Consider the following 17,758-nt stretch of genomic DNA (forward strand, 5'->3'; position numbering starts at 1 on the left):
TCCTGCTCGCCATAGTCCGGAGGATCTTTCATGCACGCCATACGCCTACGCAAACCCGGTGGTCTGGATCAGCTGGAACACTGTGAACTGCCCGATCCCGGTCAGCCCGGAGCCGGCGAGATCCGTGTGCGGATCAAGGCCAGCTCGCTGAATTTCCATGATCTGGGCGTGGTGCTCGGCAAGATGCCGACCGCCGATGGGCGCATTCCCATGTCCGATGGCGCCGGGGTGGTCGAGGCCGTGGGCGCAGGCGTCAGCGAATTCGCCGTGGGCGATCAGGTGGTCTCGACCTTCTTTCCCCAGTGGTTGGACGGCGAGCCGACAATCGACGATTTCTCCACCACGCCCGGCGATGGCATCGACGGCTTCGCCTGCGAGGTAGTGGTGCGCCCGGCCACGGCCTTTACCCGCGCGCCCAAGGGCTACAGCCATGCCGAGGCGGCGACCCTGACCACCGCCGGGCTCACCGCCTGGCGTGCCCTGGTGGTGGACGGCAATCTCAAGCCCGGTGACAGCGTGCTGGTCATGGGCACCGGCGGGGTGTCCATCTTCGCCCTGCAGCTGGCCAAGGCCATGGGCGCCACGGTGATTGCCACCTCTTCGTCGGACGAGAAGCTGCAGCGTGCCTATGCCTTGGGCGCCGACCACCTGATCAACTACCGCGACGAGCCGGAATGGGGCGCCAAGGTGCAGGCCATCACCGGGGGGCGCGGCGTCGACATCGTGGTGGAAGTGGGCGGCCCGGCGACGCTGGCGCAATCCATCCAGGCCGCGCGCATCCATGGTCATCTGGCGCTGATCGGCGTGCTCACCGGCGTCGAGGGCCAGGTTCCCACCGCCAATCTGATGCGCCGTCACCAACGACTGCAGGGGTTGATCGTCGGCAGTCGCCGCCATCAGCAGGAGATGATCCAGGCGCTGGAGAGCAACGGGATCAAGCCGGTCATCGATCGCAGCTATCCCCTGGCCGAGATCGCCGAGGCCTTCGCCTTCCAGAAGGGCGGCAGCCATTTCGGCAAGATCGTCTTGGAGATCTGACAATGGTCAGACGAAAGCCAGACTGAGACCGACAGGGCTCTGCTAGACTTCCGGAATTGCCTCATCGCGTTCCGGATGTCCCGATGACTTCGTCTACCGCCCTGCCCTATGCCGTCGTCATCGAAGACAACAGTCTGCTCGCCGAGCTGCTGGGCAATCATCTCGAAGAACAATTGCAGTGGGCCTGTACCCGCTTCGACAATGCCGACGATGCCCTGGTGCATCTGCTGCAATGCCAGGAGGCGCCGGCCTTGGTCGTTACCGATCACTTGATGCCCGGCCAGTTGCGCGGCGGCGAGCTGGCGCAGATGCTGCTGCAGCGCTGGCCCGAGTTGCCCATGGTGATCACTTCCGGCTACGGCTACGAAATCACCACCACGCTGCCCCCTCAGGTGATCTTCCTGCAGAAGCCCTGGACGCTGGATGAGGTGGATTCGGCGGTACGCCTGGCGCGAGCGCGTCAGGCAGGCGACTAGACGCCCAGCTGACCGCAGGCCTTCAGCAACTGGTCGATGGTCCAGGGCTTGGGCAGGAACAACGCTCGGTCTTCGCGTTCGGCATACTGCTGGCCGGTGTATCCAGAGGACACCAGGATCGGCAGCTGCGGAAAACGTTGGCGGACCTGCTTGGCCAGGGCGAGGCCATCCAACCGACCGGGCATACGCACATCGGTGAACAGCAGATCGGGCGGTAGCGGATCGGCTTCGAACCAGCACCAGGCGGCATCGGCGGTGTCGAACGACTGGACGGCGTAGCCTTCCATTTCGAACACCTCCGTCGCCAGCGAGCGCAGTACGGGATCGTCCTCGACGACCAGCACAGTGGTAACGGCTGCGGAAGAAACTACATCGGTCATGGCAACGCTACTTCATTAGTACGACTAAATAGACCGAAATTACTCGAATTGGATCACAACCCTCGGATGGACGGCTGGCCGGTTGGTACTGGCACTTGTCTGATGCCGCAGCGGCTACTTAATTCCCTGTCTGTCGGAAAAAGGTGCCGGCAGATCGCTGGCCGGCGCCCGACTCTCTTACTCTAAGGCTCTCGCTGGACGTCACCGCCGTCTGCTTTCGCTGCCCACCTGTTCGAAAGATCCCATGGCTGAATCCGCTCTCTCTCACGCTGAACTCCAGGCCGAAGTACGCCGCCTGCGCGCCGCGCTCGACCAGTGCACCGCGCTGCCGCCCCAGGACGCCCAACGGCGCCTGGCAATCTTCGATGGCGCCATCGATTTCGCCATGATCGTGCTCGATCCGGCCGGGGTGATCGCCGACTGGAACAGCGGCGCCGAACGCCTGCTGGGCTGGACCGCCGCGGAGATTCGCGGTACACCGGCGGAGCGCTTCTTCACCCCGGAAGACAACCAGAGCGGCCGAGCCGCGCTGGAAATGCGGCTGGCCCTGCAGGACGGCCGTGCCGAGGATGAGCGCTGGCACCTGCGCCGCGACGGCACTCGCTTCTGGGCCAGTGGCGAGATGCATCCGCTGCACGACGACGCCGGCACCCATACCGGCTTCGTCAAGATCCTCCGCGACCGCACGTCCCAGCACCTGGCCGGCGAGGCCCTGCGCGACAGCCAGCGCTACGTGGGCGAGGTGCAGCAGCAGCTGGCGGAGAGCGAGCGCTACTGGCGCGGCCTGTTCGAGCAACTGGACGAGGGCTTCATCCTCGGCACCATCCTGCGCGATGACCAGGGCCGCGGCCGGGACTGGCGCTATGACCAGGTCAACCGGGCTTGGTGCACGCACTTCGGCTTGAGTGCGCAACAGGCGGTCGGCCAGACCGCGCGCAGCCTGTTTCCCGATCTCGAAGACCTCTGGGTGGAAGACTTCACCCGGGTGGTGGATACCGGCCAGTCGTTCAGCTACGTGCGGCAATTCCAGCACAACGGGCGCTGGTACGAAGGCCATGCGCACAAGGCCGGTCCCGACAGCTTTCTGGTGCTGTTCCTGGATGTCACCGAGCGCGAGCAGGCCGCCCAGGCCACCCGCGACGAAGAGCGTTATCGCAGGGCCCTGGCCGAACTCGGTGAGGGCTTCAGCCAGCTGGGCGACATCGAAGCCGTCACCGACCTCGCCTGCGCCACCCTGGGTACCAGCCTGGATGCCCACCTGGTGGGCTATGGCCTGGTGGACGCCGAGGCCGAGACCATCACCGTGGGGCGCGACTGGACGATCCCGGGCGCCCGCAGCCTGATGGGCACCCTGAACTTCCACGACTACGGCAGCTACAGCGAGTCTTTCAAGCGCGGCGAAACCGTGGTGATCGAGGATGTGCACGCGGACCCGCGCGCCCGTGACAACCTCGCGGCGCTGCAACGCCTGGAGACCCGTGCCCTGGTCAACCTGCCGCTGTTCGAGCACGGCAACCTGGTGGCCCTGCTCTATGTCGGTTCCAGTCAGCCGCGGCGCTGGACGCCGGCCGAGTTGCAATTCATCCGCGAGGTCGCCAATCGCACCCGCTCGGCGACGGCGCGGCTGACCGCGGAACGTGCCCTGCGCGACAGCGAACTCAATCTGCGCCTGGTGGCCGACACCCTGCCCTGCCTGATCGCCTTCGTCGATCGCGACCTGATCTATCGCTTCGCCAACGTCGAGGCGCCCAAGTGGTTCAAGGATGCGCCGCAGAGCATCCTCGGTCGCAGCATGGCCGAGGTCTTCGCGCCGGAGCTGTTCGCTGCCCGCCGCCCAGCCATCCAGGCCGCCCTGGACGGCACCCCGGCGCGGCTGGATCTGCCCTGGGCCTGGCCGGACGGCCGGCGACGCATCGCCGACATCCACTATCGGCCGCGGCGGGATGGGCGCGGCGCGGTGGATGGCTTCTATGTCTTCGCCCAGGACGTCACCGTCCAGCGCGACGCCCAGGCGCTAATCCAGGCGCAGAATCTCAGCCTCAGCCAGGAAGTCCAGGCGCGCACCGCCGAACGCGACCGGCTCTGGGCGCTCAGCGAGGACCTGCTGCTCACCGCCGACTTCGCCGGGCAGCTGCTGCGGGTGAGTCCATCCTGGTCGCGCGGCCTGGGCTATTCCGAGGCCGAGTTGCTCAGCAGGCCTTACACTGAACTCATTCACCCCGACGATCTACCGGGCGTGCTGGTGGCGCTGGACGACCTGCGCCGCAGCGGGCTGCCGACCCGGGTGGAGAATCGTGTCCAGGCGGCGAATGGCAGCTGGCGCTGGCTGTCCTGGACGCTGTCGCTAGACACTGATCAGGAGCACGTCACCGGTGCCGGGCGCGATATCACCCGCGAGAAGGACGCCGCGGAGACCCAGGCGCTGCTGGAAGAACAGCTGCGCCAGTCGCAGAAGATGGAAGCGGTCGGCCAACTCACCGGCGGCCTGGCCCACGACTTCAACAACCTGCTCGCCGGCATCGTCGGCAGTCTGGACCTGCTCACGGTGCGCATCGGCCAGGGTAGGCTGAACAACCTTGAACGCTACACCACCGCCGCCCAGGGCGCCGCCATCCGCGCCGCCGCCCTGACCCACCGGCTGCTGGCCTTTTCCCGCCGGCAGACGCTGGATCCCAAGCCCACCGACGTCAATCGCCTGGTGGCCGGCATGGAAGACCTGATCCGCCGCACGGTGGGTCCGGCGATCCAGATCGAGGTGGTGGCCAGCAGCGAACTCTGGTCGACCCTGGTCGATCCGCCGCAGCTGGAAAATGCCCTGCTCAATCTCTGCATCAATGCCCGCGATGCCATGCCCGAGGGTGGCCGCATCTTCATCGAGACCGCCAATCGGGCGCTGGATGCGCGCATGGCCCGGGTCCGCGACCTGGAGCCGGGCGAATACATCGCCCTCTCGGTGACCGACAACGGCTGCGGCATGCCGCCCGAGGTGATCGCCAAGGCCTTCGACCCCTTCTTCACCACCAAGCCGATCGGCGTGGGTACCGGGCTCGGCCTGTCGATGATCTACGGCTTCGTGCGCCAGTCCGGCGGCCAGGCGCGCATCCATTCCCAGGTCGATGAGGGCACCAGCGTCACCCTTTTCCTGCCGCGCCACCGCGAAACGGCAGCGGGTGTGGACCTCATCGCCAGCCAACCGGCGCTGCCACGCCAGGGTCACGGCGAGACGGTGCTGGTGGTGGATGACGAACCCACGGTACGGATGCTGGTGGTGGAGGTGCTGGAAGAACTGGGCTACGCCGCCCTGGAAGCGGCGGATGCCAGCTCCGGGTTGCGACTGCTGGAATCCGATGTGCGCATCGACCTGCTGATCAGCGACGTCGGCCTGCCCGGCGGCATGAACGGCCGGCAGATGGCCGACGCCGCCCGCCAGCGCCGCCCGGGCCTCAAGGTACTGTTCATCACCGGCTACGCGGAGAACGCGGTGGTCGGCAACGGCCATCTGGAGCCCGGCATGCACGTGATGACCAAGCCCTTCGCCATGGACGCCCTGGCGGTACGCATCCGCGATCTGATCGAGGGGACCTGACTCCGTAGGTTGGCGCTGAGCGCAGCGAAGCCCAACGGTGCCGAGGTTCAGCCGGGGGCCTGTTGGGCTTCGACGATGAAGCCCTCTCAGCCCAACCTACGTCGGCAGCCACCGCAGTTCGACCTCTCATGTAGGTTGGTGCTGAGCGCAGCGAAGCCCAACGGTGCCGAGGTTCAGCCGGGGCCCTGTTGGGCTTCGACGATGAAGCCGTCTCAGCCCAACCTACGTTGGTAGCCACCACGGTCCGGCCTCTCGCGTAGGTTGACGCTGAGCGCAGCGAAGCCCAACGGTGCCGAGGTTCAGCCGGGGCCCTGTTGGGCTTCGACGATAAAGCCGTCTCAGCCCAACCTACGTTGGTAGCCACCACGGTCCGGCCTCTCGCGTAGGTTGACGCTGAGCGCAGCGAAGCCCAACGGTGCCGAGGTGCAGCCGGGGGCCTGTTGGGCTTCGACGATGACGCCGTCTCAGCCCAACCTACGTCGGTAGCCACCACGGTCCGGCCTCTCGCGTAGGTTGGCGCTGAGCGCAGCGAAGCCCAACGGGGCCGAGGTTCAACCGGGCCCTGTTGGGCTTCGACGATAAAGCCGTCTCAGCCCAACCTACCTCGGTAGCCACCATGGTCCGGCCTCTCGCGTAGGTTGGCGCTGAGCGCAGCGAAGCCCAACGGGGCCGAGGTTCAACCGGGCCCTGTTGGGCTTCGACGATGAAGCCGTCTCAGCCCAACCTACGTCGGCAACCACCGCAGCCCGCCCTCTCGCGTAGGTTGGCGCTGAGCGCAGCGAAGCCCAACGGTGCCTCCCGCCCAACCAGTCGCGACGGGCTAACGCCTCCTTGTCCAGCGTTTCGGGTTGGCCCCGCCCGTGGAAAACGCTACGGCATGGGATCCCGGCACCCGGGATAGCCCAGAGCGCTCAGGCCAGGTAACGCCCGAACCAGTCCAGGGTGCGCTGCCAGGCCAGTTGGGCAGCCGCCTCGTCGTAGCGCGGGGTGGAGTCGTTGTGGAAGCCGTGGTTGGTGCCGGCATAGCGCTGCACCTCGTAGGTCTTGCCGGCCGCCTTGAGCGCCGCTTCATAGGCGGCGGCGCCCTCGTTGATGCGCGGATCGTTCTCGGCGTAATGGATCAGCAGCGGCGCCTTGATCGCGGCCACCTCTTCGGCACGCGGCTGGCGACCATAGAAGGGCACCGCCGCGGCCAGCTCGGGATAGGCCACGGCGGCCGCGTTGGCCACGCCACCGCCATAGCAGAAGCCGGTGATACCGACCTTGCCGGTGCTGAATTCGTGGCTCATCAAGGTTTCCACGGCGGCGAAGAAGTCGTTCATCAGCTTGGCCGGATCGACCTGCTGCTGCAGCTCACGGCCCTTGTCGTCGTTGCCGGGATAGCCGCCCATGGACGTCAGGCCGTCCGGTGCCAGGGCCAGATAGCCCGCCTTGGCCAGACGCCGGGCCACGTCTTCGATATAGGGATTGAGGCCACGATTCTCGTGGGCCACCACCACCGCCGGCACCTTGCCGCTGGCCTTGGCCGGCCGCACCAGATAGCCACGCACCCGCCCATGGCCCTTGGGCGAGGGGTAATAGACGTACTCGGCGACGATGTCCGGGTCGGTGAATTCCACCTGGCTGGCCAGGGCATAGTTGGGGCTCAGCGCCGCCAGCACGCCGGTGGCCGACAGCCCCAGCACCGCGGCACAGGCCCCGGCGCGGTCGAGGAAGTCGCGGCGGCTGATGCGACCGTGGACATAGAAGTCATAGAGTTCGAGCAGTTCGGGCGAGAAATCCTGGGCGGTGAGGCGGGTCATCGCAGCGCTCCTCTGGCGGGAAAGGGGACCGCCAGCCCAGCTGGGTAGGCGCCCCGGTGGCCCCCCGAGTGTGCCGCGAATCGTCTGACTATGCCACCGACTCCCCTTGGCGTTGCGCAACACCTGCAGCACGGCGATCACCGCCTCGAATTGACCAACTCGGCGCTTATGGAGGCCTCACGGCCGCGGAAGAGAGTGGTCACGCCAACGAGCCTGTTCTTCTGCGCCGTCATCCCCCTGGGGTTACCCCTGCCGAAGCTGGCGTTCGAACCAGAGCAGGACGGCGCCCAGCTGCTGTGCGAACTCGACCGCTGCCGCCTGTGGCTGGCGGGCTTCGGCATAGAAGAAATCCAGCGCGGCGCGCTGCTCGGGATGCAGTCGCTGGGCTCGGCTATAATGGTCTTCCAGCGTCCAGGGCCAGCCCCTCTCGTCTAGCCGGCGCAGCACCTGTATCGCCCGGAGCAGCCGCCGCGCCGCCTCGCGCTGTATGCCCAGGCGCTCGACCGGACTCGCACAGCTGGCGTGAGCCAGGATGTAGCGCTGCATCACCGTCAGCACGTCGCCATTCACCGCCCGGGCAATGCCGACCTCCGGTTTGAAGGGCGCGTAGCGCCGCGCCAGGTCTTCGCCCCACAGCCAGCGACAGTGATGTCTGAGCCAGAAACCCCAGCTGAGACGGTTACCGGGGGCCAGGGCTTCGGCCCGGCGGCCGATATCGAAGTCGATCTTGCTGACCTCGCCATGGCAGCGTTCCAGCAGACGGCGACGCTGCTCCAGCTGCACCAGCAGCCCTGCGGGGCAGGCATCGCTCAGGACCAGGGTGAGATCCAGGTCCGATTGTCCCGGTCGGGCGCGGCCTTCGGCCACGCTGCCATAGACATAGAGGGCTATCAGATGACGGCCCAGGAGGGCTGGCAACTGGTACCGCACGGCAGCCAGCAGTGCCCGATACTCCATCTGGAATGGCACCCCGGGCACTTGGCGGATAAAACCTTCGGCATCCACTCCATCGTTGGCTTCCCGCATCAGAACAATCCCATCTGCCGATCCAGCAACCGGTCGAAGCGGTCGCCGACGAAGGGCAGGATGGCGTCGGCCACCGGGGCCAACTGGCGCTCTACATAGTGATCGTAGTCGGGTGGTGCATGGGGCCGCTCGACCGGCTCGGCGCCGGCGGTGGTGATCAGGTAGCTGATCCAGCCGCCGCGGCGAAAGCGACTACGGCGTCCCAGCCGGGCGTTTTCCGCCTCCAGCAGCCGCGCCGCGCGGACCTGGGGCGAGAGATTGCTCTGGTACTCCTCCAGCGGTCGCCGCAGGCGCTTGCGATAGACCAGCAGGTCGTCGAGGTCGCCGGCGCGGGTGCGGGCGACGAAGTCGCGCACATAGTCCTCATGGGGCTCACCGGTGAAGATCAGCAGGTACAGCTCGCGCTGAAAGCGCTGGGCCAGCGGAGACCAGTCGCTGCGTACCGTTTCCAGGCCCTTGAACACCAGTTCCGGCTGACCGTCGGCTCCGGGTCTGAGCCCGGCGTATCGCTTCTTGCTGCCCTCTTCCGCGCCACGGATGGTGGGCATGAGAAAGCGGGAAAAATGGGTCTCGTACTGCAGCTCCAGGTGGCTTTCCAGCCCCAGCTCGGCCTGCAGCTGGGTGCGCCAGTGGGCATTGATCGCCGCCACCAGCTCGCGACCGATGCGCTCGGCCTCGGCTTCGGCATGGGTGCGCCCGAGCCAGACGAAGGTGGAGTCGGTGTCGCCATAGATCACCCGATGACCACGCGCCTCGATCAGCTCGCGGGTCTGGTGCATCACCGCGTGGCCACGCAGGGTGATGGACGAGGCCAGGCGGTGATCGAAGAAACGGCAGTGCGGCGTGCCCAGCACGCCATAGAAGCTGTTCATGATGATCTTCAGCGCCTGGGCCAGGGGCGCGTTGCCCGCGCGCTTGGCGGCATCGCGCCCCTCCCAGACCCGCGCCACCATCTCCGGCAGGCAGTGCCGGGTGCGGTGGAAGCGCGCGCCGCGAAAGCCCGGTACCGTCTCGTCCTCGGGCAGCGCCAGGCCCTCCACCAGCCCTACCGGATCGATGAGAAAGGTGCGGATCAGCGAGGGATAGAGACTCTTGTAGTCCAGCACCAGCACCGAGTCGTAGAGCCCGGGCCGGGAATCCATGACGAAGCCACCGGGGCTGGCCTCGGGCGGCTGGGCACCGAGATTGGGCGCGACGAAGCCCTGGCGGTGCATCAACGGCAGATAGAGGTGGTAGAAGGCGGCGATGGAGGCGCCATGGCGCTCCAGCGGCAGGCCGGTGACGCTGGCCCGTTCCAGGAGGAAGCGCAGCAGCTCGGTCTTGGCGAAGATGCGGGTGACCAGTTCGCAATCCACCAGGTTGTAGCGCGCCAGGGCGCTCTTTTCGCCCGCGAACATGCGATTGATCGAGGCCATGCGGTCGTGGGGATTGTCGATGGCCTTGCCTTCGCCCAGCAAGGTACGGCTGACGTTCTCCAGGCTGTAGGAGGGAAATACCCAGGTCGCCGACTTGAGTGCCTCCACCCCGTCGATGATCGGCCGCCCGGCCAGCAGCGCCTGGAAGGGCCGGCCCTGGCCGCCGGGTTCGTAGTGATCGTCCTCGGGGGCACCACGGCCCAGATGCAGGGTCACGCCCAGCTTGCGCGCGTGTTCGTGGAGCACGCGGATGTCGAACTGCAGCACGCTCCAGCCGATGATGACGTCGGGATCGTGGCGTGCCATCCAGGCATTGAGGCGTTCGAGCAGGGTAGCGCGGTCGGCGACGTATTCCAGGTCGAAGTCCACCGCCGCATCCTCCCCGGTGGGCGGGCCGAGCATATACACCTGGCGCTGGCCGCAGCCGTGCAGGCCGATGCTGTAGAGCTCGCCGCGCTCGCTGGTCTCGATGTCCAGCGACAGGGTGCGCAGCGAGGGGCGGTAGTCGGGATCGGGCCGCAGTGGCCCGCCGTCGGCCGTGGGCAGCGTCACCGGCGCGGTGATGAAGCGCTCCATGAGAAAGCGATCCGCCGGGGCGATGTCCGTCTCGTAGACCTCGATGCCGGCGGCGGGGAGGCGCTGCTCCAGTTCGCGCAGGGTGCGATAGCGCGGCGCATAGAGCCCCAGGACGGGGCGCCGCTGGAAGTCCTGCAGCGCCAATTCGCGGATCTCCACCCCGGCCGGCAGCAGGCGCTCGATGTCCGCCCGTCGCGCGGCCGGGGCGAAGGCCACGGCCTGTTGCGCCGGCACCCGCAGCTGGCGCGGACCGCTGTCGGTGGCGAACCAGAACACCAGCTCCATCCCGGTGGAAGTCTCGCGCCAGAGGCGTGTCAGCAAGAAACCCTGGACGGCGGCCAAAGCAGCGGCGCTCCTCGACATGGATGAAGGCCCATTCTCGCAAGGCCAGACCGCGCGGGCGACCCCGGCGCGCCGGGTGGTCCGCTCGTCGCTCCCGCCGAACGGCCTGTGTCCTGTGGCGATGATCTTGCATCGAATGCCCACACCCGTCGTAGAGCCGATTCCCCGGCTCTTGGGCGCACCCTTGGTTTCAGCTGTCAGGCCGTGTCATGAATTCCTTGTCGTCGTCTTTTTCCACCGCTGCCTTCACCGGCTACAACGCCCAGCAAATGCGGGTGCGCGAGCAGGCGCGTCGCTGGCTGGAGCAGGACGTGCTGGTGCTGGATACCGAGGCGACCGGTCTGGGGGAAGAAGCCCAGCTGATCGAGGTGGCGGTGATGACCCTCGGTGGCCGGGTGCTGCTCGATACCCTGGTGCGCCCCAGCATCGCCGTGCCGCGCGAGGCGACCCTGATCCACGGTCTAACCGATGCCCACCTGAGCCAGGCGCCCTCCTTTCCCGAGGTGTTCGCCACCCTCTGGCCGCTGCTGCAGGGCCGCACCGTGCTGGCCTATGGCATGGCCTTCGACTATCGCCTGCTCGGGCACGATGCCCAGCTCCACGGTCTGGCGCTGCCCCCGGAACTGGAGCGGGAGACGCCGCCGGTGCAACTGGTGGATGGCACCCGCCTGCACTGCCTGATGCAGCTCTATGCCCAGTTCTGGCAGGAGCCGAGTCTGGACAGCCGCAGCCAGGACGGCTGGCGCCGCAAGTCCCTGGCCATGGCCGCTCGCCAGCAGGGCGTCGCCGTGCAGGAAACCCACCGCGCCCTGCCCGATTGCCGCCTCAAGGCCGCCCTGGTGCAGGCGCTGGGCGAGGACGCGCCGGCTACCTGGAGCGGGCTGCAGGCCCTGGCAGGCTAGCCGAGCGGCAGTCCGCCGGCCGCACCGGCAAGCAGACAGGCTAAATTCGCGCGGCTTGCCATACTGGAGGCGTCATCCAGCCCGAGGCCCCGCCATGAGAGCCGTCGTCTACGAAGCCTTTTCCGCGCCACCCTGCCTGTGCACGGTGCCGGACCCTACCCCCGAGCCGCACGGCGTGGTGCTCAAGGTCATGGCCACCGGCGTCTGCCGTAGCGACTGGCACGGCTGGGTCGGCCATGACACCGACATCGAGCTGCCCCATGTGCCGGGCCACGAACTGGCCGGGATGGTCGAGGCGGTAGGCAAGGACGTCAGGAGGTGGCGGGTCGGCGACCGGGTGACGGTGCCCTTCGTCGGTGGCTGCGGCGCCTGTCCACAGTGCCACGCCGGCCACCAGCAGGTCTGCGACCATCAGTTCCAGCCCGGCTTCACCCACTGGGGTTCCTTCGCCCAGTACGTCGGCATCCACCAGGCCGATCTCAACCTGGTCAGCCTGCCCGAGCAGCTGGACTTCGCCACGGCGGCGAGCCTGGGTTGTCGCTTCGTGACGTCCTTTCGCGCCGTGGTCGACCAGGGCAAGGTCAGCGCCGGCCAATGGGTGGCGGTGCACGGCTGCGGGGGCGTCGGGCTCTCGGCGATCATGATCGCCAGCGCCCTGGGCGCCCAGGTGGTGGCCATCGACATCACCGCCGACAAACTGGCCCTGGCCCGCAGCCTCGGGGCCGTGGCCACCCTCGATGCTACCCAGGTGGCCAGCGTGCCCGAGGCGGTGCAGGAACTCACCGGCGGCGGTGCCCACGTCTCTCTCGACGCCCTGGGCCACCCCACCACCTGCTTCAATTCCATCGCCTGCCTGCGCAAGCGCGGCAAGCACGTTCAGGTCGGGTTGCTGCTGGGCGACCAGGCGACGCCGGCGCTGCCGATGAATCTGGTGATCGCCAAGGAGCTGGAAATCCTCGGCAGCCACGGCATGCAGGCCCATCGCTACGACGTGCTGATGGCCATGCTGCGCCAGGGCACCCTGGCACCGGAGCGGTTGATCGGCCGCGAGATCAGCCTGGCCGAGTCCAGCGAGGCCCTGATGCACATGGACAGGTTCGAAGGTACCGGGGTGACCGTCATTACCCGCTTCGACTAGCCCGCTAGCCGGACTCCGCCGCCTGCAACACCCAGCGCAGCCCCTGCAGGTCCTCGGCGGACAGGGTTGCGCGCAGGCGGCAGAGGCGATAATTGACCCGGGTATTCATGGCCACCCATTCCAGGTCCTGGCGGCTGGGCTGGCCGATGAAATACTCGCCGTAGCGCTCGTCCAGCCCGGCCATGCGGTACTGGCCCTTGAGCGGCAGGTAGAGCTGGCCGTTCATTTCCCAGCGACTGGCGCTGCAGCCGTGGAAGCGCACCTTGTCGCCAAAGGTGGACAGCTGGGTACGGAAATCGGTGGTGGCGTTGCCGGCGCTGGTCTTGAACTGGCTGGCGATCACGCTGAAGACGATCCCGTCGGTCGAGGGCGCCCCACGCCATTCGATGACCCGACGATTGAGCGCCGTGTCGAACTTGTCGGTGAAGATGCCGGCGGCCTGCGCCGTGAGCGTTGGCAGGGTCAGGGCACCCAGCAACGCCATCATTGTTTTCAAAACAGACTCCTGGTGGCGACCCGCACACCCAGCCTGAAGCAACAGGCAGAGGCGGCAAAGGGCCAGCTTCAGTCTTTGGAGATCCGATTGGCTGAAAGGTGCCCCCAGAGGTCCGGATAAGCGGTATCTTTCACAGTCTAGGCTCTGTACGAAAAGTGCCTGTGCTCGGTGATGCTGCGTTAAAAATCAGCTCGGAATGCTCATTTACCACTCGTAAACTCCGCTTCCTCGCTGATTTTTGCCTTGCCTGACCTTCGCTCGGCGACTTTTCATACAGAACCTAGCGACGAGCCCGCCTCGTCCACCCCTTTTAACCGTCGCCGGTGAGGCGTACGGCCCGACCACGAAACGACCGGCCAAGCCGCCGGAGAGCACTGCGAGGATCTATGAGCGCTGCGGACATCGATTGGAAGACCCTCGGTTTCGACTACATCAAGACCGACTTCCGCTATATCGCCACCTATCGCAACGGCAGCTGGGGACCCGGCGAGCTGACTCGCGACAACCAGTTGCACATCAGCGAAGGCTCCACGGCCATCCACTACGGCCAGCAGTGCTTCGAAGGCCTCAAGGCCTATCGCTGCCAGGACGGCTCCATCAACTTGTTCCGCCCCGACCGCAACGCCGCGCGCATGCACAAGAGCTGCGCCCGCCTGCTGATGCCGCCGGTCCCCACCGAGATGTTCATCGATGCCTGCCAGCAGGTGGTCAAGGCCAACGAGGCCTGGATCCCGCCCCACGGCACCGGCGGCGCCTTCTACCTGCGGCCCTTCGTCATCGGCGTGGGTGACAACATCGGCGTGCGCACCGCCCCCGAGTTCCACTTCGTGGTATTCGGCATCCCGGTCGGCGCCTACTTCAAGGGCGGCATGACCCCGCACAACTTCGTGATCTCCGGCTATGACCGCGCCGCGCCCCAGGGCACCGGCGCCGCCAAGGTCGGCGGCAACTACGCCGCCAGCCTGATGCCCGGCGCCCAGGCCAAGGCCGAAGGCTTCGCCGACTGCATCTACCTGGATCCCCTGACCCACCGCAAGATCGAGGAAGTCGGCTCGGCCAACTTCTTCGCCATCACCGGCGACGGCAAGTTCGTCACTCCGCGCTCCGAATCCGTGCTGCCGGGCGTGACCCGCATGTCGCTGATGGAACTGGCCCGCGAGCGGCTGAACCTGGACGTGGTCGAGGGCGACGTCTTTATCGACCAGCTCGACCAGTTCGTCGAAGCCGGCGCCTGCGGCACCGCGGCGGTCATCACCCCCATTGGCGGCATCCAGTACGGCGAGAAGCTGCACGTCTTCCACAGCCTGACCGACGTCGGCCCGGTTACGCGCAAGCTGTACGAGGAACTGACCGGCATCCAGACCGGCGACAAGCCGGCGCCGGAGGGTTGGATCGTCAAGGTCTGACTTGGGTTGGTTTAGTGTGAAGAAGGCGCCTCAGGGCGCCTTTTTCGTTTGGGTAAACCAGATTGATGCCATTGCCGCCGCCCTGGCTGTTTATCGAGCGATCTACCGAAACTCGTTTCGCCTCGCTGGCGACTCACCTATCGCGGCCATGGGCCACTCCTACAGGGTGACCAGCTGCCGTAGGAGCGGCCCATGGCCGCGATTCCAGCGAGGTTCAGGCCTACGCACCGTTGGGCTTCGCTCCGCTCAACCCAACCTACAAAGCCCCCTACACCCCCTCCCGCCGCCGCAACACGGCGCGGGCGCCGATGAACAGCACCACCACGCAGATCGCCGCCGCGATCAACCAGTGCGTCGACACATGATGTTCGGCGAAGAAATCCCGCAGGATCTCCCCTACCGCGTAGCCGATGCCGGTCATGACGAAGCCCCACAGCAGGGCGCCGATGATGTTGAAGAACAGGAAACGCCGCGGCCGCACGCCGCTGGCGCCGATCAGCAGCGGGCCGATCAGGCGGAAGCCGTAGGCGAAGCGGATGCCGATGATCCACAGGGCCTCGTGGCGATGAATGCGGCTGCGCAACCAGTCGATGCGCGATTGCTGGCGTTTGAAGCGGCCGAGGATGCGGTCGCCATAGCGACGGCCGAGATAGAACAGCGTCTGATCGCCGATGAAGCCGCCCAGGGCCACGCACAGCGCCGTGAGCGGAAACAGCAGGTAGCCGTGGCGCGCGGCGATGCCGGCCAGGATGGCGACACCGTCGCCTTCCACCAGAGCACCCAAAACCGCCGCGCCGTAGCCGTAGTTGCTGATGACCTCGCTGTCGATCATGGCACCGCCCTAGAGACCGAGGATGGTCAGCATGATGAAGGTGCCGAACAGCACGAAGTGGGTCATGCCCTCGATGGCGTTGGTCTCGCCATCGTTGAGGTTGATGGCGGCGACGATCAGGGTCACGGCCATCATCACCGTCTGCACCGGCGTCATGGCCATCTGGATCGGCTGGCCGTTGTACAGGGCGATGGCCTCCACCACCGGTACGGTGAGGATTACGGTGGACAGGCTGGCGCCCAGGGCGATGTTGATCACCGACTGCATGCGATTGGCCATGGCCGCGCGCAGGGCGGTGAGGATCTCGGGGCTGGCGGAAATCACCGCCACCACCAGCGCCGGGACCAGGGCCGGCACGGCCAGACCTTCCAGCCCGGTGTCCAGCGACTTGGACATCACCTCGGCCAGCGCCCCGGTGGCGACGATGCCGACGATCAGCATGGCGATGGACAGGGTGGCGCTGCTTTCACCATGGCCGGCGGTAGCGGCTTCGCCCTCGACCGCCGGGCGCTTGCGCTTCTTATCCGGGTAGTTGTAGCTGAAGAAATAGCTGTGCGGACCGGTCTGCATGCGCAGGAACAGGGTATAGAGCAGCGCCATGGCGCCGATGGTGAAGAAGGAATAGACGTGCCACTGGGCCGAGGGAATGAATTCCGGTACCAGCATGGAGATGCTTACCGCGGTGATGATCATCACCCCGTAGCTGCGGCTGGAGTCATCGTTGTAGGCCTGCTCGCCGTGCTTGAGGCCCCCGAGCAGCGCGGCCAGGCCGATGATGCCGTTCATGTCCAGCATGACCGCGGCATAGATGGTGTCGCGGGCCAGGGTCGGCGAGTGGTCGTGGCTCATCATGATCGCCAGGATGATCACCTCCACCAGCACGGCGGAGAGCGTCAGGATCATGGTGCCATAGGGATCGCCGACCTTTTCCGCCAGCAGTTCGGCGTGGTGGGCCACACGCATGGCCGCGCAGATGATGGCGGCGATCAGACCGCCTGCCGCGATCAGCGCCAGGGTCTGGCCACCGCCGAGCAGCGCGTGTTCGAACACATAGGCCAGCACCGTGGCGCCGATGGCGACCAGCAGCAGGGTTTCGTCTTTGAGGGCGGCGAGCATGGAAAGGGGCGTCCTTGGTTGAGCAATGCCTTGTTACGACCGCCCTGGAGGGCAAAAGGCTCGCATCCTGTTACACCCCGGCGCTGGTCACCCAGGCTACCGCCGCCTGACAGGCCGCTCAGCCAACCCGAGCACGCGGTGCCAGGCGCTTCCACACGGCCTTGGTGCCGGTCGCGCAGGCCTGGCGATAGCCCAGGGCATGGCGTTCCACCAGGAACCAGGACACCACCGCCAGCGGCAGGGTGATGCCGATGGAGAGCAGCACCATGGTCCAGGCCTCGATGCCGGGGATCACCGCCGCCAGGGTCTGCTGCACGGGAAAGGAGTAGATGTAGAGGCCGTAGGAGTAGTCACCCACCTCGTTGAAGGCACGGATGCGGCCGGCCGGCACGAAGGCGAGATAGAGCAGCACATAGCCCAGCGTCAGGTTGTAGACCAGGTAGAAGCTGTCGCGGTCGGGCATCGCCACCGCCAGCAGCGCCACGGCGGCGGCGAAGGCCGCCCGCGTCAGGGGGATGTAGCCACGCAGCACATAGAAGGCACCGCCCAGGAAGAACATCTGGAACAGCCGCAGCAGGTGCGATTCGCTGGCGAAGAAATAGTAGGCGAACAGCTTGAACAGCGCCGCGCCCACGGCGAACAGCAGGATGGCGCGCTGGAAGTGGCGACTGTCCAGCCGCAGCCAGAGCACGAACAACCAGAGCAGCGCCAGGGCGCCGTACATGCCCACCTCGAAAGGCAGCGTCCACAGCGAGCCATTGACGATGGTCTGCAAGGGATTGCCCTCGAACAGCCCGGGCAGGTCGAATTCGGCGCCAGCGATCAGGCCGGTGTTCTTGAACAGATAGAACCAGGTCTGGGGATCGCTCAGGTAATCCTGCAAGGGTGCCCGGGTCAGCCAGGCACCCAGGCCCAGCACCGTCAGCACCAGCATCACCAATAGGCCCGGTACCACGCGCAGGGCGCGGCCCCAGACGAAGTCGATGATGTCGGCGCGGCTGAGCAGACTCTTGGTGACCAGAAAGCCGCTGGTAATGAAGAAGATGTCGACCGCGATGTCGCCCAGGGTCATGCCCAGGCTCTCGCGTCCCGGTTCCGCCGTGGCCGTGCCACTGGAGATAGCGAAGCTGTGACTGAAGACCACGGCGAGCGCCGCGATCATGCGAATCAGATTGAGATTGTTGTTCTTGCCGCCAACGTAATCCTGAACGGTCTGCACGGATACCT

At 66.6% G+C, this 17,758-nt stretch carries 14 protein-coding genes; 6 read left to right on the forward strand and 8 right to left on the reverse strand.

Going from position 1 to position 17,758, the window contains the following annotated elements:
• The first annotated feature begins 30 nt into the window (after positions 1-30).
• A complete protein-coding gene (locus V6W80_RS20160; RefSeq protein WP_338545214.1) occupies positions 31-1,038 on the forward strand; it encodes a zinc-dependent alcohol dehydrogenase family protein in 1,008 nt (335 codons plus the stop codon).
• A gap of 83 nt (positions 1,039-1,121) precedes the next feature.
• Positions 1,122-1,514, forward strand: coding sequence for a response regulator (locus V6W80_RS20165; RefSeq protein WP_017638658.1), 393 nt, complete (start codon positions 1,122-1,124; stop codon positions 1,512-1,514).
• On the opposite strand, the gene V6W80_RS20170 is transcribed toward V6W80_RS20165, so the two are convergent.
• Positions 1,511-1,894: a response regulator gene (locus V6W80_RS20170; RefSeq protein ID WP_051226123.1), complete on the reverse strand. Its 384-nt coding sequence runs from the start codon at positions 1,892-1,894 to the stop codon at positions 1,511-1,513. The two genes, V6W80_RS20165 and V6W80_RS20170, sit on opposite strands and share 4 nt — an antisense overlap.
• 244 nt (positions 1,895-2,138) lie before the next feature.
• Here V6W80_RS20170 and V6W80_RS20175 point away from each other — a divergent pair, with 244 nt between their 5' ends.
• Positions 2,139-5,480: a PAS domain S-box protein gene (locus V6W80_RS20175; RefSeq protein WP_338545215.1), complete on the forward strand. Its 3,342-nt coding sequence runs from the start codon at positions 2,139-2,141 to the stop codon at positions 5,478-5,480.
• A 911-nt stretch (positions 5,481-6,391) separates the two neighbouring features.
• On the opposite strand, the gene yghX is transcribed toward V6W80_RS20175, so the two are convergent.
• The 3 genes from yghX to V6W80_RS20190 form a co-directional block, all read right to left on the reverse strand.
• Positions 6,392-7,282: a YghX family hydrolase gene (gene yghX / locus V6W80_RS20180; protein WP_257705225.1), complete on the reverse strand. Its 891-nt coding sequence runs from the start codon at positions 7,280-7,282 to the stop codon at positions 6,392-6,394.
• Between the two features lie 243 nt (positions 7,283-7,525).
• Positions 7,526-8,308 (reverse strand): nucleotidyltransferase domain-containing protein, encoded by a 783-nt coding sequence (locus V6W80_RS20185; protein WP_338545216.1) that lies wholly within the window; start codon positions 8,306-8,308, stop codon positions 7,526-7,528.
• Positions 8,308-10,641 (reverse strand): DNA polymerase II, encoded by a 2,334-nt coding sequence (locus V6W80_RS20190; RefSeq protein WP_338545217.1) that lies wholly within the window; start codon positions 10,639-10,641, stop codon positions 8,308-8,310. Before V6W80_RS20190 ends, V6W80_RS20185 begins: the two co-directional genes overlap by 1 nt.
• Positions 10,642-10,850: 209 nt before the next feature.
• Here V6W80_RS20190 and V6W80_RS20195 point away from each other — a divergent pair, with 209 nt between their 5' ends.
• Together V6W80_RS20195 and V6W80_RS20200 are read left to right on the forward strand one after the other, a co-directional pair.
• Positions 10,851-11,543 carry a 3'-5' exonuclease gene (locus tag V6W80_RS20195; protein ID WP_338545218.1) on the forward strand — a complete coding sequence of 231 codons (693 nt, stop codon included), beginning with the start codon at positions 10,851-10,853 and terminating at the stop codon, positions 11,541-11,543.
• Positions 11,544-11,637: 94 nt separating this feature from the next.
• Positions 11,638-12,681 carry a zinc-dependent alcohol dehydrogenase family protein gene (locus V6W80_RS20200; protein ID WP_338545219.1) on the forward strand — a complete coding sequence of 348 codons (1,044 nt, stop codon included), beginning with the start codon at positions 11,638-11,640 and terminating at the stop codon, positions 12,679-12,681.
• Between the two features lie 4 nt (positions 12,682-12,685).
• On the opposite strand, the gene V6W80_RS20205 is transcribed toward V6W80_RS20200, so the two are convergent.
• Positions 12,686-13,177 (reverse strand): hypothetical protein, encoded by a 492-nt coding sequence (locus V6W80_RS20205; protein WP_173149181.1) that lies wholly within the window; start codon positions 13,175-13,177, stop codon positions 12,686-12,688.
• Positions 13,178-13,563: 386 nt separating this feature from the next.
• Here V6W80_RS20205 and V6W80_RS20210 point away from each other — a divergent pair, with 386 nt between their 5' ends.
• A complete protein-coding gene (locus V6W80_RS20210) occupies positions 13,564-14,583 on the forward strand; it encodes a branched-chain amino acid aminotransferase (protein WP_093255267.1) in 1,020 nt (339 codons plus the stop codon).
• Between the two features lie 268 nt (positions 14,584-14,851).
• Here the strand turns inward: V6W80_RS20210 and V6W80_RS20215 are convergent, their stop codons facing one another.
• The 3 genes from V6W80_RS20215 to V6W80_RS20225 form a co-directional block, all read right to left on the reverse strand.
• Positions 14,852-15,415 (reverse strand): DedA family protein, encoded by a 564-nt coding sequence (locus tag V6W80_RS20215; RefSeq protein ID WP_338545220.1) that lies wholly within the window; start codon positions 15,413-15,415, stop codon positions 14,852-14,854.
• A 9-nt stretch (positions 15,416-15,424) separates the two neighbouring features.
• Complete coding sequence (locus V6W80_RS20220) at positions 15,425-16,531, reverse strand: calcium:proton antiporter (protein WP_338545221.1); 1,107 nt, start codon at positions 16,529-16,531, stop codon at positions 15,425-15,427.
• A 118-nt stretch (positions 16,532-16,649) separates the two neighbouring features.
• Entirely contained in the window at positions 16,650-17,750 is a 1,101-nt protein-coding gene (locus V6W80_RS20225) for an acyltransferase family protein (RefSeq protein ID WP_236712136.1), read from the reverse strand.
• Between the last annotated feature and the right edge of the window lie 8 nt (positions 17,751-17,758).

Origin of the sequence: Pseudomonas benzopyrenica, from assembly GCF_036884265.1 — a bacterium.
Classification (GTDB): Bacteria; Pseudomonadota; Gammaproteobacteria; order Pseudomonadales; family Pseudomonadaceae; genus Chryseomonas; species Chryseomonas benzopyrenica.